This is a genomic window from Microbacterium hanjuni (assembly GCF_043556395.1).
GTDB lineage: Bacteria > Actinomycetota > Actinomycetes > Actinomycetales > Microbacteriaceae > Microbacterium.
Genome location: NZ_JBIGIK010000001.1, coordinates 893,787 through 917,768 on the forward strand (window position 1 = coordinate 893,787; position 23,982 = coordinate 917,768).

The 23,982-nt window shown below is 70.2% G+C and carries 23 protein-coding genes; 13 read left to right on the plus strand and 10 right to left on the minus strand.

The genetic code is table 11. The features are described 5' to 3' along the window. Positions 1–1,140, plus strand: coding sequence for a cysteine desulfurase family protein (locus ACFXP5_RS04555; RefSeq protein ID WP_394543678.1), 1,140 nt, complete (start codon positions 1–3; stop codon positions 1,138–1,140). A 27-nt stretch (positions 1,141–1,167) separates the two neighbouring features. On the opposite strand, the gene ACFXP5_RS04560 is transcribed toward ACFXP5_RS04555, so the two are convergent. Next, positions 1,168–3,063, minus strand: a complete 1,896-nt coding sequence (locus ACFXP5_RS04560; protein ID WP_394544178.1) for an ABC transporter ATP-binding protein — start codon at positions 3,061–3,063, stop codon at positions 1,168–1,170. 176 nt (positions 3,064–3,239) lie between these two features. Here ACFXP5_RS04560 and ACFXP5_RS04565 point away from each other — a divergent pair, with 176 nt between their 5' ends. Further along, entirely contained in the window at positions 3,240–4,730 is a 1,491-nt protein-coding gene (locus ACFXP5_RS04565) for a DHA2 family efflux MFS transporter permease subunit (protein ID WP_394527253.1), read from the plus strand. A 38-nt stretch (positions 4,731–4,768) separates the two neighbouring features. After that, complete coding sequence (locus ACFXP5_RS04570; RefSeq protein WP_394543680.1) at positions 4,769–6,403, plus strand: FAD-dependent oxidoreductase; 1,635 nt, start codon at positions 4,769–4,771, stop codon at positions 6,401–6,403. A gap of 126 nt (positions 6,404–6,529) precedes the next feature. On the opposite strand, the gene ACFXP5_RS04575 is transcribed toward ACFXP5_RS04570, so the two are convergent. The 3 genes from ACFXP5_RS04575 to ACFXP5_RS04585 form a co-directional block, all read right to left on the minus strand. Beyond that, positions 6,530–7,354: a DNA-formamidopyrimidine glycosylase family protein gene (locus tag ACFXP5_RS04575; RefSeq protein WP_394543682.1), complete on the minus strand. Its 825-nt coding sequence runs from the start codon at positions 7,352–7,354 to the stop codon at positions 6,530–6,532. Between the two features lie 103 nt (positions 7,355–7,457). Continuing rightward, positions 7,458–8,351: an SDR family oxidoreductase gene (locus tag ACFXP5_RS04580; RefSeq protein WP_394527257.1), complete on the minus strand. Its 894-nt coding sequence runs from the start codon at positions 8,349–8,351 to the stop codon at positions 7,458–7,460. An 80-nt stretch (positions 8,352–8,431) separates the two neighbouring features. Continuing rightward, entirely contained in the window at positions 8,432–8,989 is a 558-nt protein-coding gene (locus ACFXP5_RS04585) for a Dps family protein (protein ID WP_394527259.1), read from the minus strand. Between the two features lie 183 nt (positions 8,990–9,172). On the opposite strand from ACFXP5_RS04585, the gene ACFXP5_RS04590 reads away from it, so the two are divergent. From ACFXP5_RS04590 to ACFXP5_RS04600, 3 genes are all read left to right on the plus strand, one after another. Then, positions 9,173–10,981 (plus strand): glycoside hydrolase family 15 protein, encoded by a 1,809-nt coding sequence (locus ACFXP5_RS04590; protein WP_394543684.1) that lies wholly within the window; start codon positions 9,173–9,175, stop codon positions 10,979–10,981. Continuing rightward, positions 10,971–11,849, plus strand: a complete 879-nt coding sequence (locus ACFXP5_RS04595; protein WP_394527262.1) for an SMP-30/gluconolactonase/LRE family protein — start codon at positions 10,971–10,973, stop codon at positions 11,847–11,849. Before ACFXP5_RS04590 ends, ACFXP5_RS04595 begins: the two co-directional genes overlap by 11 nt. Positions 11,850–11,971: 122 nt before the next feature. Then, the gene (locus ACFXP5_RS04600; protein WP_394527264.1) at positions 11,972–12,490 is read left to right on the plus strand and encodes a DUF1269 domain-containing protein; all 519 of its coding nucleotides are present in this window, start codon (positions 11,972–11,974) and stop codon (positions 12,488–12,490) included. A 27-nt stretch (positions 12,491–12,517) separates the two neighbouring features. On the opposite strand, the gene chrA is transcribed toward ACFXP5_RS04600, so the two are convergent. Together chrA and ACFXP5_RS04610 are read right to left on the minus strand one after the other, a co-directional pair. Next, positions 12,518–13,708, minus strand: a complete 1,191-nt coding sequence (chrA, locus tag ACFXP5_RS04605) for a chromate efflux transporter (RefSeq protein WP_394543686.1) — start codon at positions 13,706–13,708, stop codon at positions 12,518–12,520. Between the two features lie 3 nt (positions 13,709–13,711). Then, a complete protein-coding gene (locus tag ACFXP5_RS04610; protein WP_394543688.1) occupies positions 13,712–14,116 on the minus strand; it encodes an arsenate reductase ArsC in 405 nt (134 codons plus the stop codon). 88 nt (positions 14,117–14,204) lie between these two features. On the opposite strand from ACFXP5_RS04610, the gene ACFXP5_RS04615 reads away from it, so the two are divergent. From ACFXP5_RS04615 to ACFXP5_RS04640, 6 genes are all read left to right on the plus strand, one after another. Beyond that, positions 14,205–15,257, plus strand: a complete 1,053-nt coding sequence (locus ACFXP5_RS04615) for an acyl-CoA dehydrogenase middle domain-containing protein (RefSeq protein ID WP_394543690.1) — start codon at positions 14,205–14,207, stop codon at positions 15,255–15,257. Next, complete coding sequence (locus ACFXP5_RS04620; protein WP_394543692.1) at positions 15,254–16,600, plus strand: bifunctional PIG-L family deacetylase/class I SAM-dependent methyltransferase; 1,347 nt, start codon at positions 15,254–15,256, stop codon at positions 16,598–16,600. Before ACFXP5_RS04615 ends, ACFXP5_RS04620 begins: the two co-directional genes overlap by 4 nt. Next, positions 16,597–17,310 carry a glycosyltransferase family 2 protein gene (locus ACFXP5_RS04625; protein ID WP_394543694.1) on the plus strand — a complete coding sequence of 238 codons (714 nt, stop codon included), beginning with the start codon at positions 16,597–16,599 and terminating at the stop codon, positions 17,308–17,310. Before ACFXP5_RS04620 ends, ACFXP5_RS04625 begins: the two co-directional genes overlap by 4 nt. Positions 17,311–17,380: 70 nt before the next feature. After that, positions 17,381–17,530 carry a hypothetical protein gene (locus ACFXP5_RS04630; protein WP_394543696.1) on the plus strand — a complete coding sequence of 50 codons (150 nt, stop codon included), beginning with the start codon at positions 17,381–17,383 and terminating at the stop codon, positions 17,528–17,530. 17 nt (positions 17,531–17,547) lie between these two features. Next, on the plus strand, positions 17,548–18,162 hold the full coding sequence (locus ACFXP5_RS04635) for a GyrI-like domain-containing protein (protein ID WP_394543697.1): 615 nt from the start codon (positions 17,548–17,550) through the stop codon (positions 18,160–18,162). Between the two features lie 121 nt (positions 18,163–18,283). After that, complete coding sequence (locus ACFXP5_RS04640; RefSeq protein ID WP_394543699.1) at positions 18,284–19,654, plus strand: SPFH domain-containing protein; 1,371 nt, start codon at positions 18,284–18,286, stop codon at positions 19,652–19,654. A gap of 70 nt (positions 19,655–19,724) precedes the next feature. On the opposite strand, the gene ACFXP5_RS04645 is transcribed toward ACFXP5_RS04640, so the two are convergent. The 4 genes from ACFXP5_RS04645 to ACFXP5_RS04660 form a co-directional block, all read right to left on the minus strand. Continuing rightward, positions 19,725–20,606, minus strand: a complete 882-nt coding sequence (locus tag ACFXP5_RS04645) for an LPXTG cell wall anchor domain-containing protein (protein ID WP_394543701.1) — start codon at positions 20,604–20,606, stop codon at positions 19,725–19,727. Between the two features lie 890 nt (positions 20,607–21,496). After that, on the minus strand, positions 21,497–22,003 hold the full coding sequence (locus tag ACFXP5_RS04650; protein WP_394543703.1) for a 2'-5' RNA ligase family protein: 507 nt from the start codon (positions 22,001–22,003) through the stop codon (positions 21,497–21,499). Further along, entirely contained in the window at positions 22,000–22,755 is a 756-nt protein-coding gene (locus tag ACFXP5_RS04655) for a formylglycine-generating enzyme family protein (protein ID WP_394543705.1), read from the minus strand. The genes ACFXP5_RS04650 and ACFXP5_RS04655 overlap by 4 nt, the downstream gene beginning before the upstream one ends. Before the next feature lie 23 nt (positions 22,756–22,778). Next, positions 22,779–23,555 carry an alpha/beta fold hydrolase gene (locus ACFXP5_RS04660; RefSeq protein WP_394543707.1) on the minus strand — a complete coding sequence of 259 codons (777 nt, stop codon included), beginning with the start codon at positions 23,553–23,555 and terminating at the stop codon, positions 22,779–22,781. A 78-nt stretch (positions 23,556–23,633) separates the two neighbouring features. Here ACFXP5_RS04660 and ACFXP5_RS04665 point away from each other — a divergent pair, with 78 nt between their 5' ends. Beyond that, positions 23,634–23,981: a LysR family transcriptional regulator gene (locus tag ACFXP5_RS04665; protein ID WP_394527284.1), complete on the plus strand. Its 348-nt coding sequence runs from the start codon at positions 23,634–23,636 to the stop codon at positions 23,979–23,981. Position 23,982 lies beyond the last annotated feature (1 nt).

Consider the following 23,982-nt stretch of genomic DNA (forward strand, 5'->3'; position numbering starts at 1 on the left):
ATGCTCTACCTCGACAACGCGGCCACCACCCCGATCCGCCCCGAGGTGCTCGAGGCAATGACGCCGTACCTCACCACGGTGTTCGGCAATCCTTCGAGCGTGCACACCGTGGGCGAACAGGCAGCATCCGCTCTCGACGACGCACGATCGCGGGTGGCCGCCGTGCTGGGGATGCGGCGGGGCGACATCGTGTTCACCTCGGGCGGCACCGAGGCGAACAACCTGGCCGTCAAGGGCATCGCGATCGCCGCGCAGGTCGAACGCGGGGCGCGTCGCGTCGTGACCACCCCCGTCGAGCACGAGTCGATCCTCGCCTCGGCGGATTACCTGCGCCGCATCCACGGCTTCACGGTCGATCTGCTCCCGGTCGACGAGGTCGGCCGGGTCACCGCCGACGATCTCGCCGCGGTGCTGGCGGCAGACACCGCCCTCGTCGCGATCGGGTACGCGAACAACGAGACCGGGACGGTGCAGGATGCTGCCGCCCTCGCCCACGTCGCGAAGCAGGCCGGCGTCGTGCTGCACCTCGATGCCGTGCAAGCGGCGGGGTGGCTGCCGCTGCAGGGTCTCGGCGCCGACGCCCTCGCTATCGCGGGACACAAGCTCGGCGCTCCCAAGGGCACCGGGATCCTGGCGGTGCGGGGACGGGTGAGCATCGAGCCCCTCCTGCACGGCGGCGGTCAGGAGCGCGGCCGGCGGTCGGGTACCCCCGACGTCGCGGGCGCGGTCGGCTTCTCGACCGCTCTCGAACTCGCCGCCCGCGAGCAGGAGGAATCCGCGCGGCGCGTCGGCGCGTGGCGCGACGCGTTCGTCGCCCGGGTGCACGAGCTGGTGCCGGGCGCGCGGTCGACGGGCGACCCCGCCCACCACCTCCCGGGAACGGCCGGCTTCGTGTTCCCGGGCACGAGCGGCGAGGCGATCCTGCTCGAACTCGAGCGGCGTGGCGTCGTATCCTCCAGCGGTTCCGCGTGCGCGGCGGGAAGCGACGAACCCTCGCACGTGCTGACCGCGATCGGCATCGACGCCGACCTCGCCCGCACGGCCGTGCGCTTAACCTTCCCCCACGACCTCGACAGCCCGCTCGATCGGGTGGCCGACGCCGTCGCCGCGGCCGTCACGGCCGTGCGGTCGGCCGGTTGAAGCGAACGCCGTCGCGACCGCGGCCGGTCAGTCGGTGGAGGCGTCGAGGGTGACTTCCTCGGTCAGCACCCGCGACGCGGCCAACTGCTCCGCCGCGAGGCTGGCGTACAGCCCGCCTTCGGCCAGCAGCTGGCTGTGGGTGCCCGACTCGACGATGCGGCCCCCGTCGACGACGTGGATGACGTCCGCCGCGATGATGGTGGAGAGGCGATGGGCGACGGTGAGCGTCGTACGGCCTCGAGCGGCAGCATCCAATGCCTCCTGCACGATACGTTCCGACACCGTGTCGAGCGCGCTGGTGGCCTCGTCGAGCAGCAGCACCGGCGGATCCTTCAGCAGCACGCGCGCGATCGCGATGCGTTGCTTCTCACCGCCCGAGAGGCGGTAGCCGCGCTCGCCCACGACCGTGTCGTAGCCGTTCTCGAATCCGGCGATGACGTGATGGATGTTCGCGGCCCGGCTCGCCGCCTCGAGCTCGGCGTCGGTGGCGTCGGGCTTGGCGTAGCGGAGGTTCTCGCGGATCGTGGCGTGGAAGAGGTAGGTCTCCTGCGAAACGATGCCCACGGCGTCGATGATCGACTCACCGGTGAGGCGGCGTACGTCTTCACCCGCGAACAGCACGGCGCCCCCGGTCGCCTCGTAGAAGCGCGGCGCGAGGTAGAGGATGGTGGTCTTGCCTGCACCGGACGGTCCGACGAAGGCGACGTGCTTGCCCGGCTCGGCGACGAAGGACACGCCGTTCAGCGTGGGACGGGTGGTCTCCGAGGCGTCGGGGTAGGCGAAGGCGACGTCGCGGAACTCGATGCGCCCGACCGGGCCGGGAGCCTCGGAGACGGCGATCGCGTCCGGCGCGTCGCTGATCGCGGGAACGAGATCGAGGTATTCGAAGATGCGGGCGAACAGCGCCGCCGAGGTCTGCAGGTCGAGGGCGACGCGCATGAGTCCCATCAACGGCATGAGCAGCCGCGCCTGCACGGTGGTGAACGCGACGATCGTGCCCGCGGTGATCGTGTCGGCGCCGTCCGTGACGAGGATCCCGGCGACGAGATAGATGATCGCGGGAACGCTCGACATGAGCACCGACACCACCGCGAAGAAGCCCTGACCGCTCATCGCCCGCCGCACCTGCAGGCGCACCTGGTTGATGTTCTCCGCCTCGAACCTGGCGGACTCGGCACGCTGGCGGTTGAAGGATTTCGACAGCAGGATGCCGGAGACGCTCAGCGTCTCCTGGGTGATCGAGGTGAGCTCCGACAGCGATTCCTGCGTCTCGCCCGCGATGCGGGCGCGCACCTGGCCGACGCGACGCTGCACGATGATGAGGAACGGCATCATGACGACGGCGATGAGGGTCAGCCGCCAGTCGATGAGGATCATCGCCACGAGCGACGCGATGACCGTGACGGCGTTGCCGAGGATGCTGGTGACGGTGTTGGTGAGCACTCCCGATACGCCGCCGACGTCGTTCTGCAACCGCGACTGGATCACCCCGGTCTTCGTGCGGGTGAAGAAGCCGAGCTCCATCGACTGCAGATGATCGAACAGTCGCAGGCGCAGGTCGCCGGTGACCGCGTTGCCGACCGTCGCGGTCAGCCAAGTCTGTCCGACCCCCAGCACGGCCGAGAGGAGGAAGAAGGCGATCATCGCCGCGACCAAGCGGGTGAGGAGAGGGATGTCGGGGGCGCCGCCGGCTACCGGGAACAGGGCATCGTCGAACACGCGCTGCACGAGCAGCGGCGGGATGACGGCCACCGCCGCGCCGGCGATGACGAGAATGGCCGTGAACGCGATCCGCCACCGATAGGGCTGGAAGAGGACGATCACCCGTCGGCCGAGGTGGGGCACGCGGGGGGCGGTGGCGTTCAGCTTGCGCTGCGCCTCACGATCGACGCCCCGGAACCCACCGTGGGCGCCCCCAGCCATACTCATGCCGGTCAGCCTATGTCGGCCAGCGGATGCCGAGGGTCGAGCGGGCCAGGTGGGGGCCGTGGATCGCTTCCGGCCGATCGGGAATGAGACGTCGATCGCGATCGTTAGGTTGGGAATGCCACCCGCCCGAGGTGGCGACCAGCCTCCCCCCGCACTTTGAGGAGCCAGACATGGCCGCCCCCGCCGCAACGGACAGCATCCGCGTGTCTTCCACCAACGCCTCCGGCGTCACCCCCGAGCAGAACCGCGTCATCTGGCTGCTGCTCATCGCCGCGTTCGTCGCGATCCTCAACGAGACCACGATGGGCGTCGCGATCCCCGAGCTCATCGTCGACCTCGGCATCACCGCGGTCCTGGCCCAGTGGCTGACGACGGCCTTCATGCTCACCATGGCCGTGATCATCCCGATCACCGGCTTCCTCATGCGCCGCTACTCGACCCGGCAGATGTTCATCGCCGCGATGTCGCTGTTCTCGGCCGGCACGCTGGTCGCCTTCCTGTCGGTCGGCTTCCCCATGCTGCTCGTGGGCCGCATCATCCAGGCCTCGGGCACGGCGATCATGATGCCGCTGCTGATGACCACCCTGATGACCGTCGTGCCGCCGCACCTGCGCGGCCGGATGATGGGGCGCGTCAGCGTCGTCATCTCGCTCGCGCCCGCCATCGGCCCCACCGTCTCGGGCTTCATCGTCGACCAGATCGGGTGGCACTGGAACTTCGGCTTCGTGCTTCCCATCGCCCTGGTGTCGCTCGCGATGGGCGCGAAGTGGATCCGCAACCTCACCGAGCCCGAGCACTCGCGCATCGACGTCGTCTCCGTCATCCTCTCCGCGTTCGGCTTCGGCGGCATCGTCTTCGGTCTCAGCCAGATCGGTGCCGGCGGCCACGGCGGCGACACCGAAGCCGCGCCTTCGGTCATGCCGATGGTGCTCGCCCTGGTCATCGGGGTCGTGGCCCTGGCACTGTTCGGCTGGCGCCAGCTGCGACTGCAGCGCACCGACAACGCCCTGCTCGATCTGCGCGTCTTCCGCGTGCGCAATTTCACCCTCGCCGTCACCCAGCTGGGCGTCATGTCCATGGCGTTCTTCGGCACGATCACCCTGCTTCCCCTCTACCTGCAGCAGGGTCTCGGCCTCGGCGCAGCCGAGAGCGGGCTCGTGCTGCTGCCCGGCGCGCTCGCGATGGGTCTCGCGGGGCCTGTGATCGGCCGGATCTACGACCGGTTCGGCACCCGGGTGCTGCTCGTTCCCGGCGCGCTCCTCGTGAGCGCGATGCTCTGGGCCTACGCGTTCGCGGCAACCACGACCACGCCCATCTGGGTGATCGTGGTCATGCAGACCGCGCTGTCGCTCGGTCTCGCGCTCTCGTTCACCCCGCTCATCACGGCGTCGCTGGGTTCGCTGCAGCCGCGGCAGTACTCCTACGGCTCCGCCGTCGTGAACACGCTGCAGCAGGTCGCCGGTGCCGCCGGGGTCTCGATCCTGATCGCGACGATGGCCGCGGTCATGAGCGCCTCCGCCGAGACCGGAGCGGTCGCCGAATCCTCCGGCGCACGCGGCGCGTTCCTCGTCGCCGCGATCATCTCGCTGCCCCTGATCCTGGGCGCCTTCCTCATCAAGAAGCCCGCGGACGTGCCCGAGGGCCTGCCCATGGGTCACTGACGGCCCCCGCCTCCCGCGGGGCTCGGTACCCTGTCCTCGTGCAGACCACCGAACCCCACGCGGCCGAGCAGCCCACCCTGACGGACGCGCAATGGACGCGGCTCGTCGCCTTCGGCGAGGGTGAGGACGTCGAACCGGGCGATTACGCCTTCCGCTCCGGCGACCGCGATTACGACCTCGTGCTGGTCGACACCGCCCGCCTCGAGATCGTGCGCGACTCGCTGTGGTGGATCGGGGAGACGGTGCTCTCGCACCTCGGACCGCGCACGTTCGCGGGCGAACTCGGACTGCTCAACGGCCAAGGGGCCTTCCTCTCGGCGCGCGTGACGGAGGCCGGTCGCATCGTGCGGATCTCGCGCACGGCGCTTCGCAAGATCATGAGCGAAGACGACGAACTGTGCGATCTGCTGCTGCGCGCGCTGTGGCTGCGCCGCGAATCCCTTCGCAAGGGTCCGGCCGCGCTCACGCTGAAACTCGTTGGAGCGGCCAACTCGAAGGATTTCCAGGCCCTCCGTCGGTTCGCCGAGCGCCTCGACCTGGTCTACTCCGCCGCCGAGGTCGACCTCGACGACCACGCCGACCTCGCGAAGCACAAGATCGTCGTGGACGACCTGCCGATGGCCTACATCCAGGGTGAGCCGCTGCTGCGCGCGACGCCGGGTCTCGTGGCCGACCGGCTGGGACTCAGCTACCAGGGTGACGCTGACGAGGTGGTCGATCTCGTCGTCATCGGGGGCGGACCCGCCGGGCTCGCCGCCGCGATCTACGGCGCGTCCGAGGGCCTCAGCACGGTGCTGCTCGACGCGGTGGCGCCCGGCGGCCAGGCTGCCGCCACGTCTCGCATCGAGAACTTCCTCGGCTTCCCGTTCGGGGTGAGCGGCGAAGACCTCATCGGCCAGGCCTCGCTGCAGGCCCTCAAGTTCGGCGTGCGGGTGTACGCCCCGTGCGAGGCGGTCGATCTGCAGAGCACCGACGACGGACTGGAGATCACCCTGACCGACGGGCGCATCATCCATGCCCGGACGGCGATCGTCACGTCCGGGGCCGCGTACCGCCGGCTTCCGCTCGACCGTTGGGACGACTTCGAGGGCGCCGGCATCTACTACGCCGCCACGCAGCTCGAACTGCGCCGTGTCGTCGACTCCCCCGTCGTCGTGGTCGGCGGGGCGAACTCCGCCGGGCAGGCGGCGTTGTTCCTCTCGGCCGCGGGATGCCCGGTGCGCCTCGTCGTGCGCGGCACCGACCTCAGCGGCCGCATGTCGGCCTACCTCGTCGACCGGCTGCTGGAAGACGCCCGTGTCGACGTGCTCACCGGCGCGAATGTGACAGCCCTCGAAGGCGCCTCCTCCCTCGAGCGGGTGCGCATCGACGCCGTCGGCGACGTGGACGCCCGCGGGCTCTTCTGCTTCATCGGCGCGGAGCCCGCCACCGCGTGGCTCAGCGACCTCGACCGCGACGTCGACGGGTTCCTGCGGACCGGCACCGACATCCCCGAAGACGCGCTCCCCAGCCCCTGGCGTTCGCTCGGGCGCGAACCGCTCCCCTTCGAGACCTCGATCCCGCGCGTCTTCGCCGCGGGCGACGTGCGCCGCGGTTCGATGAAGCGCGTCGCCGCCGCGGTCGGCGAAGGCTCCAGCGCGGTCGCCTCGGTGCACCGGGCCCTCGCCGGCTGAGCGCCGAGGCGCGCGCGGGGCGCAGCATCCCCCCGCCGTCGCCTCGAGAAACCACGATCGGCATCAGACACTCCGCCTGGCGGCGTTTCTCAGCCGGATGTGGTTTCCGACGCCACGAGCGCGGGGTCAGGCGAGCGGAACGCCGCCGGCCTGACGTCGCGGGCAGTACTGCGCGCCGCCCTTCGACCCGGGAACGTCGAGCACGGTGCCGTCGCCGTCGGGGCAGGGCTCGCCGGCGCGACCGTGCACGTTCATCGCCGCGACCTTGGCGGCCTTCTGATCGGGAAGGGGGATGCCTCGGCGCGCGCTCGTGGCCTCGGTGAGCACCTGCCGCATCGCCGTGAACAGTCGCTCGCGCTCGGGGGCGGTGAGCTCAGCCGCGTGCACGAGCGGCGACAGCCCCGCGGCGTAGAGGATCTCGTCGGAGTAGGCGCCGCCGATGCCGGCGATGGACTCCTGCTCCTGCAGCAGGGCGCGCAGCTGCTTGCGCCGCCCGACGAGTACCGCGTCGAACTGCTCGCTCGTGTACGTCGGGTCCGTCGGATCAGGGCCCAGCTTCGCGATCGCCGGAACATCCGAGGCGGCGTCGGCGACCGAGAGGCCGAGCGACAGGAACGACCCCGCGTCGGTCACCGTGAGCACGGAGTCGTCGTCGAATCGGATGCGAGCGAGCACGGCAGCATCCGTCTGCGGCTCTTCGCCCGGTGAGGTGAGCAGTGCCCATCCCGCTCGACCGAAGCTGATGACGAGGTGGGCGCCGGTGGTCTCGATGTCGACGTGCTTGCCGAAGCGGCGCACCGCCGTGACCGTCGAGCCGATCAGCTCGTCGAGGGGGCGCCCGCGCGTCTTGAGGGCGCGGAACTCCTCCAGCTCGACGGCGACGATCGCATGGGACACGAGGCGATCGTCGAGCACCTCGGTGAGGATCTGCACTTCCGGTGACTCGGGCACGCAACCATCCTCACACTGCGGTGCGCCGCCCGCACCGAAAAGAACCCCGGCCCCGCGCCACGGAACGTGGGCGGGGCCGGGGTTCTCCCGCGGGATCCGAGGATCAGTGCGTGGGCGAACCGCCGGTCACGGCGATGGTCTCGCCGATCACGTAGCTCGACTCCTGCGAGGCGAGGAACACGAACGGCGGGGCGAGCTCAACCGGCTGGCCGGGGCGCCCGATCGGCGTCTCCTCACCGAAGGCCTCGATCTTCTCGTTCGGCACGAAGGCGGGCTGCAGGGGCGTCCACACCGGGCCGGGAGCGACGCCGTTCACGCGGATGCCGCGTTCGATGAGCTGCTGCGCCATCGCGCGGGTCCAGTTCGCGATACCGGCCTTGGACACGGCGTACTCCGCGAGCGAGGGCGACGGCACGAAGCCCTGGATGCTCGAGGTGGTGATGATCGACGCGCCCGGCTTGAGGTGCGGCGATGCCGCCTTCGTGAGCCAGAAGAGCGGGTAGATGTTGGCCTTCAGCACGTGGTCGAGCGTCGCCGTCTCGAAGTCGTCGATGCTGTCGACGGTGGGCATCGTGCCCGCGTTGATCACGAGGATGTCGAGGCCGCCGAGTTCGGCGACCGTCTTTTCGACGATCTCCTTGTCGACGTTCTCGTCCTGCAGGTCGCCCGGCAGCAGCACGGCCTTGCGGCCGGCGGCCTCGATCAGCGCAGCGACCTCTTCGGCCTGCGCCTGCTCCTCGGGGAGGTAGCTGATCGCGACATCCGCACCTTCGCGGGCGTAGGCGATGGCGACCGCGCGGCCGATGCCGGAGTCGCCACCGGTGATGAGCGCCTTACGGCCGGGAAGGCGGTTGTTGCCGACGTAGCTCTTCTCGCCGTGGTCGGGAGCGGGGTCCATCAAGTGGATGTCGCCGGGGCCGTCCTGCTGCTGCGGGGGGAACGGCGGGCGGGGGTACTGCGTCGTGGGGTCCTGGGGCGTGTACATGTTCTCGGACATGTGAGCAACGCTAAAGCGAACGACCGTCGCCGCTCCCGGGGGTTGCGGCGACGGTCGTTCGGGGTTACCGGCGTGGGCGCTCAGCGCTTGCGCGGCACGCGGTTCTCGGCGCTGACCATCCAGGCGAGCTGTTCGAGGCGCTCGAGGATCGAGTGCAGGATGTCGGCGCTCGTGGGGTCTTCGTCGTCGACGTCGTCGTGCACTTCGCGCACCGTGGAGGTCGCCGAGTCGAGGCGCTCGGTGATCAGGTCGACGACCTCGCTCGTGTCGACCTCGCCCTGGGGGAACTCCGGCAGGGTGGTGGTCTCGGCGATCGTGTCGCTGCGCCCGTCGGGCAGGGCGTGGAGGGCCCGCATGCGCTCGGCGACGGTGTCGCTGAACTCGCGCGCGGCCTCGATGACCTCGTCGAGCTGCAGGTGGGTGTCACGGAAGTTCTTGCCCACGACGTTCCAGTGGGCCTGCTTGCCCTGGATCGACAGTTCGATGAGATCGACGAGCACGCGCTGCAGGTTCTCGCTCAGTTCGGCCGAGGCGATGAAGCCGCTCTCCGCGTTCTCGGTGGCCGTGAGGCCTGCTCCGGTGCCGCCCTTGGCGGGACGGCGCTTGTTCTTGGGGGTGGTGGTGGTCGACGTGGCCATGTTGTGTCTCCTCACGTTGGCACGGGATTCCACGAGAGACGCTAGACCTGCGCGGTGGGGCGCGGGGCAGGGGTTGTCGCGGCATCCCCGCGTTGCTAGGGATGCCGGGTCACCGGCTAGTCGGGTGGTCGAGCGGGCGCAACCCCGCCGCGTTCCGTCGGCGGGGTTCCTAACGTGGAGGGCATGCCCGATCTCCCCTCTGCCGCCGACGACCTGCGTTCGTACGCTCCGATCGGCGACGGTCGCACCGTGGCGCTGGTGGGACGACGAGGACAGATCGACTGGATGCCGCTTCCCAACCTCGATTCGAAGCCGACCTTCGCGCGGCTCCTCGACGCCGACACGGGCGGCGCGCTCGAGCTGGAACCCACGGCCGAGTACGAGGTGCGGCGGCGCTACGTCGCCCGGACGAATGTGCTGCAGACCACCTTCATCACCGCCACCGGGCGCGCCACCGTCACCGACGCGATGGTGACCGGGGTCGCCGGGCGCCTGCCCTGGGCGGAGCTCGCCCGCCGTGTCGACGGGGTCGAGGGCGAGGTCGAATTCGCGTGGCGCATCCAGCCCGGCACCCAGCTGCAGACCGCGTCGCCGTGGATCGACGAGATCGACGGGGCGTGCATCATGCGCGTCGACGGCATCTCCCTCGCGATCGTCGGCAACAATCACGGTCCGGCCGGCTCCCCCGACGACGGCATCACCGGCCCCAGCATCCACGGCCGTTTCACCACGGCGAAGGATTCGCGTCACGTGCTCGTGCTGGCCGCGACCGAGGACGAACCGCTGCACCTGCCGAACGTCGACAACGTCGACCGAGGCATCGACCGCACGATCGAGGGCTGGCGAGCGTGGTCGCGGGAGTTCTCGTACGAGGGCCCCTGGTCCGAGATGGTGCAGCGCAGCGCCCTCGTGCTGAAGCTGCTCGTGTTCGCCCCGACCGGCTCGATGGCGGCCGCCGCGACGACCTCGCTTCCCGAAGATCCGCGTGGCGGGAAGAACTGGGACTACCGCTTCGCCTGGGTGCGCGACCTCGCCTACGCCGCCCACGCCCTCGTGCTGTTCGGCCTCCGCGAAGAGACGCACGCCGCTCTCGCGTGGCTGCTGCGCACGATCCGACGAAACGGCCCCGACCTGCACGTGATGTACACCTTGAGCGGTGACACCGCGACCGAGGTCGAGCGCTTCGACGTTCCCGGGTTCCAGGGGATCGGCCCCGTCGTGACGGGCAACCCCGCGCAGGGGCAGCTGCAGCTGGGCGTCTACGGCGACCTGTTCGCGATCTGTCGCACCTACGTCGAGGCCGGGAACGTGCTCGACATCGCCACCGGACGGATGCTCGCCGACATGGCCGATCGCACCTGCGACGTCTGGCGCAACCCCGACTCGGGGATGTGGGAGCTGCCCGAGATCCGGCACTACACCTCGTCGAAGATGGGATGCTGGCAGGCCCTCAACGACGCGGTGGCCTTGGCGGAAGCCGGCCAGATTCCCGGCAGCCCGCAGCGGTGGGCGGCGGAGCGGGAGCGCGTGCGCGAGTGGATCGACGAGCACGGGTGGTCCGAGGAGCACCAGAGCTATGTGATGTACCCCGGCTCCGCCGACCTCGACGCCTCCGTTCTGCTGCACGCTCCGAGCGGCTTCGATCGGGGCGAACGCATGTCGGCCACGATCGACGCGATCACCCGTGACCTCGGCGCAGGGCACCTCGTCTACCGCTACACCGGCATGGATCAGGAGGAGCACACCTTCGTCGCCTGCGCCTTCTGGCGGGCCACCGCCCTCGCGTGCGTCGGCCGTCACGATGAGGCCATCGAGGCCATGGCCGACCTGGTCGGCCGCGGCAACGATGTGGGCGTGTACGCCGAGATGATCGCCGAGGACGACGGGGCCGCCTGGGGCAACCTGCCGCAGGCGCTCAGTCACCTCGCGCTCGTCACGACCGCCCTGACCATCCGCGAACTGATCCCCAAGGAGAAGCTCCGTGGCTTCTGAACCGACCGTCTTCCGCGAACTCCGCTCCGTGCTGGTCGAGAGCATCTTCTGGGACGCACGCACCGACGAACTCGCGTGGGTCGACATCACCGCGGGCACCTTCCACCGCGGCCGCCTCGACGCGCCCGTCGACGGGTCAGCCGACCGCGTCGTCTCGCTTCCCGCCCCGCTCAGCGCCGTCCAGCCCGCCGCCGGCGGGGGCTTCGTCGCGGCGCTGAAGGATCGGGTCGTCGCGCTCGATCAAGACGGCCGCATCACGGCAACGCTCGGCACGGTGCGCCACGCACACGACGGCATCCGCTTCAACGAGGGCAAGGTCGACCCCTTCGGTCGCTTCATCGTCGGCTCGATGGATGTGACCGAGTCGGAACCGGATGCTGCTGTCTACGCCTTCGTCGACGGGGCGGAGCCCGAGCTCTGGCTCGGGGGGTTCGGCACGACGAACGGTTTCGAGTGGTCCGACACCGGTGACGAGATGTATCTGACGGATACCGCCACCAAGACCGTCTACCGCAGCGACTACGGTCCCGGAGCGTTCCCATTCGGTGAGCTGCGGCCCCACCTCCGCGGCTACACCTCCGACGGCCTCGCGCGCGATTCCCGAGGCTGGTTCTGGAACGCCGTCTACGGCGACGGTCGCGTGCTGCGGTGGAATCCCGACGGCTCCGTCGCCGGCTCCGTCGCGGTCGCTGCCCCCAATGTGACCTCGGTCGGCTTCGGCGGGCCCGACCTCGGCGCCCTGTTCATCGGCTCGGCGCGGGAGAATCTCACCGAGGAGCAGCTCGAAGCGGCTCCCCTGAGCGGGTCGATCTTCCGTCTCGACATCGACGTCCCCGGGCGGCCGGTCGGCACGTTCGCCGCAGGCTGAGCACCGCACCGGAGCCTCATCGGGACTCTCTCGAGGCCTGTCGCGTCCCGCAGCGTTGCAGTAGCGTCGCGAGCGGTTGCCGTCCTCCCGGACGGCGCGTGTCCAGATGAGGAGAATGTGCAATGTCCGATCTGATTGTGATCGCCTTCGACAACGAAGCCGACGCGGAAGCCGCCTACACGACCGTGCAGGGTCTGCAGGATGACCTCATCGTGCAACTGACCGGGCTCGCCCTGGTGAAGGTCGACCCGGACGGCAAGACGAAGGTGGAATACCCCGGTTCAGCTACCCGGATCGGCGCGGGAGCCACGGGCGGCGCGCTGTTCGGAACCCTCATCGGCATTCTGTTCTTCGTGCCGCTTGCCGGTCTCATCTTCGGCGGCGTGTTCGGAGCGCTCTTCGCGGGGCTCGACAAGACGAGCCTCGACGCGCAGTTCCGAGACCGGGTCAAGACGGCGGTCTCCCAAGGCCACTCGGCCATCGTGATCTACGCGAGCAAGATCACCGAGGACAAGTTCGCCGCGGCCCTCGCCCCCTTCAACGGCACCGTCGTGCAGACCTCCCTTTCCGAAGACGAAGAGCGGGAGCTCATTCAGGACCTGGGCAGCCCGACGACCACGCCCACCACCAGCGCCAGCTGATCCCCGGCGATCATCCGGCGCGGCGGGTCAGGTGAACGCGAGCAGCGCTCCCCCCGCCGCGCCGACCAGCACGACGAGCCACGGTGCCCACCGCCACGACACCAGCAGGACGAAACAGACGAGCGCCAGGACGAAGCTCCACCCGTCGACGATCGCTGACACGAAGACCGGGTCGTAGAGTGCGGCTGCGAGGATCCCGACCACTGCCGCGTTGGCCCCGCGCAGCAGGGCGGACGCCCAGGGGCGCGCCCGCAGGTCGTTCCAGAACGGCATGACCCCGGAGAGCAGGAGAAAGCCGGGGGCGAAGATCGCCGTCAAGGCCAGCACACCGCCGACCACTCCCCCCGGACCGACGTCGGCGAGTGCGCCGAGGTACCCGGCGAACGTGAACAGCGGGCCCGGCACCGCCTGGGCGACCCCGTACCCGGCGAGGAACTGCTCGGGCGTGACCCAGCCCGGCTGAACGACGCCGGCTTCGAGCAGCGGCAGCACAACGTGTCCGCCGCCGAAAACCAGGGCGCCCGCGCGGAAGAACGCGTCGACCAGAGCGAGTGCGCCAGAGCCTGTTGCCGCAGCGATGACCGGCAGCCCCACGAGCAGCAACGCGAAAAGCCCGAGGCACACCGCGCCTGCGGGGCGCGACACCGGGAAATGAAGCGCAGGCCGGACGGTGTCGCTCGCGTCGCGGCACCACAGCAGACCGGCGACTGCCCCGAGGCCGATCGCAACCACCTGGCCGGCGGCACCGAAGAGGAGGACGGTGGATGCCGCCGCGGCGACGGCGATGGTCGCACGCCGCGCGTCGGGGGTCAGCGAACGCGCCATCCCCCACACGGCCTGCGCCACGATGGCCACGGCCACGATCTTCAAGCCCGCGATGATGCCGTCGCCCAGCGGCCCGCCGACGAGGTCAGCGCCGTAGGCGGCCGCGATCATCAGTGCGGCGGACGGCAGGGTGAACGCGAGGAACGCGGCGAGCGCACCGGCGACCCCGGCGCGCAGCATCCCGATCGCGAACCCCACTTGGCTCGACGCGGGGCCCGGGAGGAATTGGCAGAGGGCGACGAGATCGCTGTAGCGCTCGTCGTCGATCCATCGCCGCTTGGTGACGATCTCGTCGCGGAAGTACCCCAGGTGCGCGATCGGCCCGCCGAACGAGGTGACACCCAGCTTGGCGAAGACGCCGAGAACCTCCCTGGCGGTACCGGGTGCGGCCACGACTCAGCCGGCGGGGGCGATCTCGGCGATCAGCGCCTCGACCCGTCCGCGGATGTCGTCACGGATCGGACGAACCGCCTCGATCCCCTGACCGGCCGGGTCATCCAGCTCCCAGTCCTCGTAGCGCTTGCCCGGGAAGATCGGGCACGCGTCGCCGCACCCCATCGTGATGACCACGTCGGACGCGCGCACCGCGTCGACCGTGAGCACCTTCGGCACGTTGTCGGCGATGTCGATGCCCTCCTCCGCCATGGCCGCCACGGCCACCGGATTGACCTGATCCTTCGGCTCGGAGCCGGCGGAGAACACCTCGACGCGGTCACCGGCAAGGGCCTGCAGGAAGCCCGCCGCCATCTGCGAACGACCGGCGTTGTGAACGCACACGAAAAGGACGGTGGGGGGAGGCATGAGGCCAGTATGCCAAGGGATAGCAGCCACCCCGACGCCGGGCAATACCGGCTTGTTCCCCGCCCGCTCCCCCGTAGGATTTCGCGCGATGGATGACAGCGCGATCGAGGACGGCGGCGGGGCGCGCTTCGCGCTCGACGCGGGCGAGCCGGCCACGGCGACGCTCGCCGGTGACCGCGCAGCGGCTGAGTCGGGCTTCGGCACCGACCTCGCAGCAACGCTGGCTTTCGCCGCTCGCGAGGGGCACCGCCTGGTCGCCCTGTCGAAGGGCGATCGGTGGAGCGCCCTGGCCGCCGTGGCGGCCGTCGATGTGGCGGGAGCACGGGTGCTGGAGCCGCACCTCGATGCGTTGAGCATTCTCGACGAGTACGCCGCAGACGGTGGCGGTGAGACGCCGTCTGGGGTGGACGCCGATGCCGGCTCGACGTGGGGCGTGTTCGCCGCCGAGGGCCCCGGCGTGTCCCTGCAGGCCCGCGAGCAGAACGGCACCTGGCGGCTCTCCGGAACGAAGCCGTGGTGCTCTCTCGCCGCCCACCTCACGCACGCCCTGGTGACCGCGTGGACCGCGCCCGACCGGCGACGGCTTTTCGCCGTGGATCTGAGAGCGCCGGGAGTCCACCCTCACGACGGCCCGTGGGTCTCTCGCGGTCTGTCCGAGATCGTCAGCGCGCCGGTGGACTTCGACGAGGTGGCCGCCTCCCCTGTCGGTGGCGACGGCTGGTATCTCCGTCGTCCGGGCTTCGGGTGGGGCGGGATCGGGGTGGCCGCGGTGTGGTGGGGCGCGGCCGCACCGCTCGTGGACCGCATCGTGGCGGCCGCGTCCACGGACGGAGCCGACCAGCTCGCCGCCGTCTACGCGGGAGAGGCGGATGCTGCGTGGTGGGCCGCGCGCGCCGTGCTGCGCGATGCGGCACAGCAATCGGCCTCGACCGACCCGAGCGTCGTGGCGCACCGGGTGCGGGCGATCGTGGCCGGAGCGAGCGAGACGATCCTCTCGGTCGCGGGTCGCGCGCTCGGACCGGGCCCGCTCACCACGGACAAGCCCTACGCGCGGCGAGTCGCCGACCTCGCCCTCTACCTGCGCCAGCACCACGGCGAGCGCGACCTCGCTCGCCTCGGACGCAAGCTCGCGACCTCATGAGCATCGTGTTCGACCACCGCGATCCCGGCACCGCCGAGCAGGCCTGGCAGACCCGCGCGCCGTGGAACGACGCTCCTCCCCTCGCGCTGTCGTTCGATGCGGTGGTCGTGCTCGCCGCGCATCCCGACGATGAGACCCTGGGCGCGGGAGGTCTCCTCGCGGCCTGCGCCGCGCACCGCATCCCCGCGCACGTGGTCATCGTGACCGACGGCCAGGCCTCCCACCCGGGCGTCGACCTCGCGCGCGAGCGCCGACACGAGGTGCTCGACGCGGTCGCCGACCTCGCTCCCGCGGCGAAGCTGACCTTCCTCGGTTTCCCGGACGGCAGCGTGCGTGAGCAGCGCGTCGCCATCACCGCGGCGGTGCGCAGCATCCTCGACCGTCACCGCTCGCACCGCATCCTCGTGGTCGCTCCCTGGTGGGGCGACGGGCACCGCGATCACCGGATCCTCGGTGAGATCGCCCTCGAATTCGCCGACGCGTCGACGACCGTGCTCGGCTACCCGATCTGGCTGTGGCACTGGGGAGACCCCGCCGTCGTGGACACCGCGGACTGGCGCGTGCTGCGTCTCAGCGAGGCGGACCGCGCGCTCAAGACCCGGGCGATCACCCGCCACCGCAGCCAGCTCGAGGCGGGCGTGCACCCCGAGGTAGGGCCGATCCTGCATGACGGGATGCTGCAGCACTTCGACCGCGATGTCGAGGTGTTCATCGGGTCCGTGGGCGCCCAGACGGTCGCCGACAGGAGCGTGGACACCGCCTGGTTCAACGACTTCTTCGCCCGCCATGACGACCCGTGGGGATTCGAGACGCGGTGGTACGAACAGCGCAAGCGCGCCCTCCTGCTCGCAGCCCTCCCCCTCCCCCACTTCGGCGACGCGCTGGAGCTCGGCTGCGCCACCGGAGTACTCACCGCCGAGCTCGCCGGCCGCGTCGACCGCCTCGTCGCTGTGGATGCGGCCGCGGCTGCGGTCGACGCGGCGGCACGCCGGTGCGCCGATCTTCCCGGCGTCGAGGTCTTGCAACGCCGGCTCCCCGACGAGTGGCCGGAGGGCACCTACGACCTCGTCGTGGTGTCCGAGGTGATGTACTACCTGTCCGCGCCGGATCGTGCTCGTTTGATCGCCCGCCTCCGGGACTCCGTGTCGAGCGACGGCTTCGTCGTGGCATGCCACTGGCGCCACCCCATCGCGGGGGCCGCCACCGACGGAGGCGGGGTGCACGCCGAACTCGCCGCCGGCCTCGGTATGACGGTGCTCTTGCGCCACGAGGAGGCGGACTTCCTGCTCGAGATCTTCGCCGTCGACGGCCGTTCCGTGGGCGAGCGGGACGGCGTCGCATGAACGAGGTACGAGCGATCGCGGTCATCGTGCCGGTGCACGACGAAGAGGAGCTCTTGGCCCGGTGCCTCTCCGCGATCGACGCGGCCCGCGAGCGCGTCGCCATGACCGTGGCCGTCATCGTCGTGCTCGACGCCTGCACCGACCGCTCGGCGGAGATCGCCGCCGTCCACGCGGTGCAGACCGTGGTGATCGATGCCCGCAACGTCGGCCGAGCCCGCGCAGCCGGTGTCGCTGCCGCTTCCGAGCTCTTCCGTGAATTGCCGCCCGAGCAGTGGTGGACGGCACACACCGACGCCGATTCCGTCGTGCCGCCGAACTGGCTGCAGCACCAGCTCGACCTCGCGCACCACGGTGCCGACGTCGTGGTCGGCACCGTGCGGCCCGACTTCGCCGACCTCACTGCTCCGCAGCGCGCCGCGTGGCTCGCCCGCCACGTGCCCGGGGTGGCGAACGGCCACGTCCACGGCGCGAATCTCGGGATGCGAGCCGACACCCTGCTCACCGCAGGCGGGTTCCCGCCGCTGGCGGAGCACGAAGACGTCGCCCTCGTCGACAGGGCTCGCGCACTCGGCGCCCGAGTGGTCGCCTCGGACGCCGCCGGGGTGCACACGAGCGGCCGGCAGCACGGCCGTACTCCCGGGGGCTACGCGCGCTATCTGCGTGATGACCTCGTGACGTCGGGCGGCAGCGCGCCGCCGGACGCGGCGTGACACGCTGTCAAGAGCGTGCGCGCGCGGGCGACTCGGCGTAGTTTCAGACCGACACCCCGAGGAGGCGGCCATGACCGACGACAAGAAGCAGATTCCCGACGAGCTCAACGAAGGCTCGTACACCGACGAAGAGACCAAAGACGGTCAGTACACGCACGAAGCCGACGTGACTCCGGGCGAGTACACCGACATCGACCTGGGCGACGGCGCCTCGAAGTAGAACACCCGCCGCCCGCCATGGCACCGAAGGTCGACCTCAAGAGAGAGATCGACGGGTACCGTGCCACGGCGGGCGTGTTCCGGGTGGTGACACTGCCGCCGCTGCCCTATCTGATGATCGACGGCAGCGGCGATCCCAACACATCGCCGGCCTTCACCGGTGCGGTCGAAGCCCTGTATCCGCTCGCGTACGCCCTCAAGTTCGCGAGTAAGAAGCAGCTCGACCGCGATTACGTCGTCATGCCCCTCGAGGGGCTGTGGTGGGCGGACGAGATGGATGCATTCACTGCCCAGCGCGACAAGTCGCGCTGGGAGTGGACGCTCCTCATGATGATCCCCGAGTGGATCGACGACGATCTTCTCGGCGCAGCCGTGGCGAGGGTGGCGTCCGCCTCCGACCCGGTCAGACTCCACGACATCCGCCGCGGGGTGGTCGACGAGGGCACGTGCGTGCAGACCCTCCACGTCGGCTCCTTCGACGACGAGGGCGAGGTGCTCCGGCGGATGCACGAGCAATTCCTTCCGGCGAACGAGCTGCGCTTGACCGGGCGCCACCACGAGATCTACCTCAGCGACGCGCGCAAGACGCCCCCCGAGCGGCGGCGCACGATCCTGCGCCAACCCGTGCGCTGACGCGCGGCGCGCAGCATCCGTGATTCTCGACCGGTAAAGCGCCGGGCGAGTCGGTCGCTAGATTGAGGGTGCACCACACCGCCGCGTCGGACTTCGCCCGACGCCCGACGCAGGAGTCGCAATGGAACTGGCCGGAATCGGATTTCTGATCATCATCGGGTTGGTGGTCGCAGCCGTCGTGCTGTTGATCGTCGTCGTGCTGATCCGCTCGTGGTACCGCGTGGCGAAAGCCGACGAGGCTCTGGTCATCGTCGGTAAGCGCCAGCGGAGCACCGACGGGCAGAGCTCCTCGCGTATCACCGTCATCACCGGCGGCGGCGCCATCGTCAACCCGCTCACCCAGCGCGCCGAGATGATCTCGCTGCGGGCGCGCCAGATCAAGATGGAGCCGACCGCGCAGTCGGCGAACGGCGTGACCGTCAACGTCAGTGGTGTCGCCCTCGTCAAGATCGGGTCCGACCCCGACCAGGTACGACGTGCAGCCGAGCGCTTCGCGTCGCAGGATGCGGCCATCGAGCAGTTCACCACCGAGCAGCTCGAAGGAGCCCTGCGCGGCGTCGTCGCCACTCTGACGGTGGAAGAGCTGATGCGTGACCGCCAGCGCCTGTCCGACCAGATCGCCGAGGGCATCAAGAACGACCTCGCCTCCCAGGGTCTGATCCTCGACTCGTTCCAGATCCAGGGCATCACCGACTCGAACGGTTACATCTCCGCCCTCGGTGCTGCCGAAGTGGAGCGCGTCAAGCGTGAGGCGGAGGTGGCCCGCATCAATGCCGTCCGCGAGGTGCGCGCGCGCCAGATCTCGAGCGACGAGGCGAACCTGATCGAGCAGACCGCGCTCGACAAGAACAATGCCGCCGCCAAGGCCGAGGTCGGTCGCGCCAACGCCGAGGCGGAGCAGGCCGAGGCCCTCGCCCGCGCTGAGCGTCAGCAGGCGGTGCTCGTGCAGGAGGCCGAGAACACCCAGGCGCGGCTCGAGTCCGACGTGAACAGGGTCGCGGACGCCGACCTCTACCAGCGCCGACAGGACGCCGACGCGACCGCGTATTCACAGGTCAAGGCGGCCGAGGCCCGGGCCCAGATCGCCGCTCAAGAGGCGACCGCCGTGAGGCTGCGGGCCGAAGCCGAGTCGGAGGCCGTGCGGCTGACCGGTCTCGCTCGCGCCGCCGCGATCAGCGCGGAGGCTGAAGCGCTCTCCAAGAACCAGCAGGCGCTGCTCGCCCAGCGAGCCCTCGAGACGCTCGTGCCGATGATGACGGAGTTCGCCAAGGGCTACGACAAGGTCGGATCGATCACCGTGCTGGGAGGCGAAGGGGCGAGCAGCCACCTCGCGGCGGAGTCTGCCACCGGGCTTCGCGCCTCGTTCGACGCCGTTCGCGCGGCGACGGGCATCGACCTGTCCGCGATCATCCAGGGCCGCGCGGTGGGCGAAGCGATCGCCGACGGCACAGCTCGGGAACGGGATGCTGCGCCCGCTCCGACCGTGAGCTGACACCTCGGTGGTACGAGGGGGCGACCGCCGGATCGGCGGTCGCCCCCTTGCTTTACGGGCCTAGCTGACGTCAGGCACGTGCCCGACGCGAGCGCCAGACGAGCAGTCCACCGAGCGCGAGCGTGCCGGCACCTGCGGCGTAGAGCCACGCGGGAAAAGCGTCGGAGCCCGTAGCGGCGAGTGCACGCGGCTGGGCGGTCTCCGTGGTCGTGACCGACTCGAAGGTCGGCTGCTCGACGGGCGGGGTCACCACAGGCGCCTCCTCGACCGGGGGCGTCACCACGGGCGGCTCCTCAACCGGCGGGGTCACCACAGGCGGCTCCTCAACCGGGGGCGTTACCACGGGGGGCTCCTCGACCGGCGGGGTCACCACGGGCGGCTCGACCGGCGGGGTCACCACGGGGGGCTCTTCAACGGGGGGCGTCACCACAGGCGGCTCAACCGGCGGGGTCACCACGGGGGGCTCGACCGGGGGCGTCACCACAGGCGGCTCAACCGGGGGCGTCACCACAGGCGGCTCAACCGGGGGCGTCACCACAGGCGGCTCAACCGGCGGCGTCACCACAGGGGGCTCGACCGGCGGGGTCACCACAGGGGGCTCGACCGGCGGGGTCACCACGGGCGGCTCGCACGGGGTCGTGCTGCCGCTCTTCTTCCAGTCGTAAGCGTCGCCGTCGGACGAGTCGACGACGACCGAGAACGTGTGCGCGACGGTGGAGTCGAGCTTGATGACGCCCGAGGAGTAGCTGTTCGTGAACGTCTGGGCCCCCTGGGTCTTCCCGTCGATCGTCGTGAGCACCGTCGAGTCGGCCGGGTAGCCCGTCAACGAGATCTCGAGCGAGTCGCAGTCGGACGCGAGCTCAGGGGTGTGTGCCTGCGCGGCGGCAGGTATGCCGAAGGTGACGAGGGCGGCGGCGCCCAGGCCGAGGAGGCCGAGAGTGGATTTTTTCATGGTGGCGTAGTGCCTTTCGGGTTGGTCGATGCGCGGGCGTCGGTTGACGGAGGCGCGGCGGACCGCCTCGGGCACGCCGAAGGCGCGACGAGACGACCCTGAGCCGGACGCACAGCTCAGCGCTCCCCCAAGAAGCGCTGGCGGTCGGGGCTCAGAGAGCGACGAGCACCGGGACGTCCGTGAAGACGGGCGCCGGGATCGTCGTGGAAGCGCTACTGCAGCGCAGGCCTGCCGTGGGGCAGGTCAGCGGACAGCCGCGCACGGCGAGATGGCATAGCCGAGGGCATGGTCGTCGGCGCAAGCAAGGCGCCGTCTGCGCCCGCGATAGCGGGCACGAGCATCAGCGAGACGGACTGTCGTCCATCGATCGCCGGCGTGGTCTGCGTTCCCCCGAACGCGAGAATGTTGGTGACAGCAGAAACCGCCGTCGCGTGAAATCTTCCCCCTGAAGAAATGTGTGCTTCTGATCGTTTTACCTGGCCGAGGGTGCTATGCACCTGTACCTCCGGTTTTCAGGCCCCCCCGAGCACCGCGCCGCAACTCTACGGCCGAAACCTCAGTGGACAAACACGAGCGCCGACCCTTGCGCGCTGCGCCGCGGTGGCCTACGGTTCGCGCGCGCCCCCCGGTCGGACGAGCCCCCCGAGCGGGGCCGCGGCGCTTAACATCAGAACGGCTCCTCACCACCATGGAGGGGCCATCCATGTGCTGGCGGCGAGGAGCCGTTCGACGCTGTAGAGCTTGCCACGTTTGCGTGGCTTGTCCACCAAAAGGGGGACAAGAAAAGCGCAAGATTTCCCCCGGTAAATCGCCAATCGAGCGGCCGCCACACGTCACAGCCCAGGCATTCCAAAATCGGAATATGCCGCTGACCGGGCGATCCTTCCGCCTCACCCGAGATCGGTCACGGTCCGCGCCACAGCGTCCCAGCGACGCAATCCCAGCGCGAATCCGTGGAGCTCTTGACCGATCAAGGCAAGGGCGGTCGGGAGCGACTCCGATCGCGCCCTGCGGGCGAGTGTGACGTGCGGCATCCACTCCTCCGGCGCGGTATGAGGGAGGTCGACGCCGTCGCCCACCGACGAATGCACCTCCGCGTGCAGCGCGAGCAGTCGGGCGGACGGGATCACGCTCCGGGCGAGCACCCTCCGCTCACCCGACCCGAAAAGCACGGGGGCGCCGAGCGTGATGGGGAGAGGAAGCATCCGCTTTCCGATCCCCCCACCGATCTCGACGGGTCCGTTGCGAGCGAGGAGGGTGATGTGCGGCCGGTTGCTTTCCGAGGTGTGGGCGGCCATGCTCGACAGCCCCGCCGCGGCGAGCGCCTCCCATTCCGCTCGGACGGCAGCCTCGGTCGCCGGATCGAGGAGCAGCTCGATACTGGTGACCTCGCTCATGCGTCGGATGCCCGACGCGGCGTCCAGCCCAACGGCCGCGGACCCTCGATCGTCGCGCGGTGAAGGTCGGCGCGCGCCGACCAGCCTTGTGCGGCGTCGACCGCGTCAAAACCCCCGCGCGCGACGCGGACGCCGACGTCATCATGGCTCATGCGCGGCGCACCCCCGCGCCGGGTAGAAGCTCGCACGCTCCAGGCGTCGTCGGCGAAGCCACCACCGCGGAACACTCGGTCCTCGTCGTAACGCGCCGGGTCGAGAAAGTCCCAGCACCACTCCCAGGCGTTGCCGAGCGTGTCGAACAGTCCGTTGAGATTGGGCAGCTTCAGGCCGACGTCCTGCGGAGACGACACCCCGTCGGCACTGGTCCAGGCGACGTCCGCGAGCGGCCCGTAGTGAGGGCCCGTCGAACCTGCGCGACAGGCGAGCTCCCATTCCGCCTCGGTCGGCAGGCGATAGCCGTCGGAGTCGACGTGCCAGCTGACCGCTTCCCCGTCGAAGGTGTAGGCGGGATCAAGCCCCTCCCATTCCGACGCGGCATTGCACAATCGGACGGCGCGCAGCCAACTCACCTCCACAACAGGACGAAGCGGATGCGGAGCGGACCCGCCGATGAGCTCTGCTGCCTGCTGCTGCGTGATGGCGAAGACGCCGATCTCGAAGGATTCGAGCGCGACAGCCCACCGCTGCTTCTGCCGGGCATCGTGGAGGGTGACCTCTCCCCCCGCGATCGCCGCCATCTCGATGTCGGTCACCGGCGCAGTCTTTCACGTGGCGGTCAATCCCAGCCGAGGTAGTCCTCGATCTCGGCGCCGATCTCACCCGGGTGGGTCAGGACGAAGAGGTACCCGCCGCCCGCGATGGTGGCGAGGCTCGCCCGTTCCGGGGCGGACGCCCGAAGCCGCTCACCGTTGGCGGGGACGGCGATGGCATCGTCGGATCCCTGGATGATGGCGACCGGGATCCGCGGCGCGAGGGACGACCACTCCGCCCCGGGGGTGGCTGCGAGCGCTGCGCTCAACATCGGCTCGACCGCGAGGTCGCGGTTGCGCGAGAGTGCCCGCCGCGCGAAGCCCGGGTCGACGGAGGGGCCGGCGACCAGGCGAATCACCTCGTCGCTCGCGGTCTCGTCGACATCCGAGAGCGCCGACTGCAGGGCGCGAGCCGCCGTCTCGTCGACCGGCTCGGCACCCTCGACGCCCAACAGCACCAATCCCTCGACACGGTCGGGGTGATCGAGGGCCACGGTGCGGGCGACCGCCCCGCCGAACGCGTGGCCACCCACCCACGTCGTGGAGACATTCAGCTCGGTGAGGAGGTCGACCACGTCCTGCGCCAGATCGTGCATCGTGAGCGCGGCATCGGCGACCGGGCGGCGGTAGCCGACGCGGAGGATGCGGAACCCTTCCTCCTCCAGTACGTGGGAGAGCGTGCCGAGCGAGGCGATGCTCAAGCCGCGTGCCGGAAGCAACACGACGAGCGGACCCTCTCCCTCCTCGCTGAACGGGATGGCGCGGCCGTCGGGCTCGAAGGTCTGGGACGTGCTCGTAGTCATGGACCCATTCTCTCGGACGTCCCGGCCGCCTGTGTCCTCGCACAGACGGCACCGCCGGGCAACTGAGATGATCGAGGTGTGAACATCACGCTGCTTTCCCGCTTCGTCGCGGTCGCTGAAGAGCTGCACTTCCCGCGCGCGGCGATCGCTCTGCAGATCCCGCTGCCGTCGTTGTACTCGTCGATGGACAAACTGGAGGCCGAGGTCGGGCATCCGCTCTTCACCCGCGTCGAAGGGAAGACGGCGCTCAGCCCGGCCGGGGAGCTTCTGCTGGAGGAAGCACGGCAGCAGATCGCCGACGCACCCGCAGCGGAGACGAAGCCGGCGGTTCCCGCGGGCGGCAAGGCCAAGGCTTCGAAGGGCAAGGGACGCGCCCCGGTGGTCAAAGGCCAGCCGAAGCCGTACAAGAAGCGCCAGGGGCGCTGAG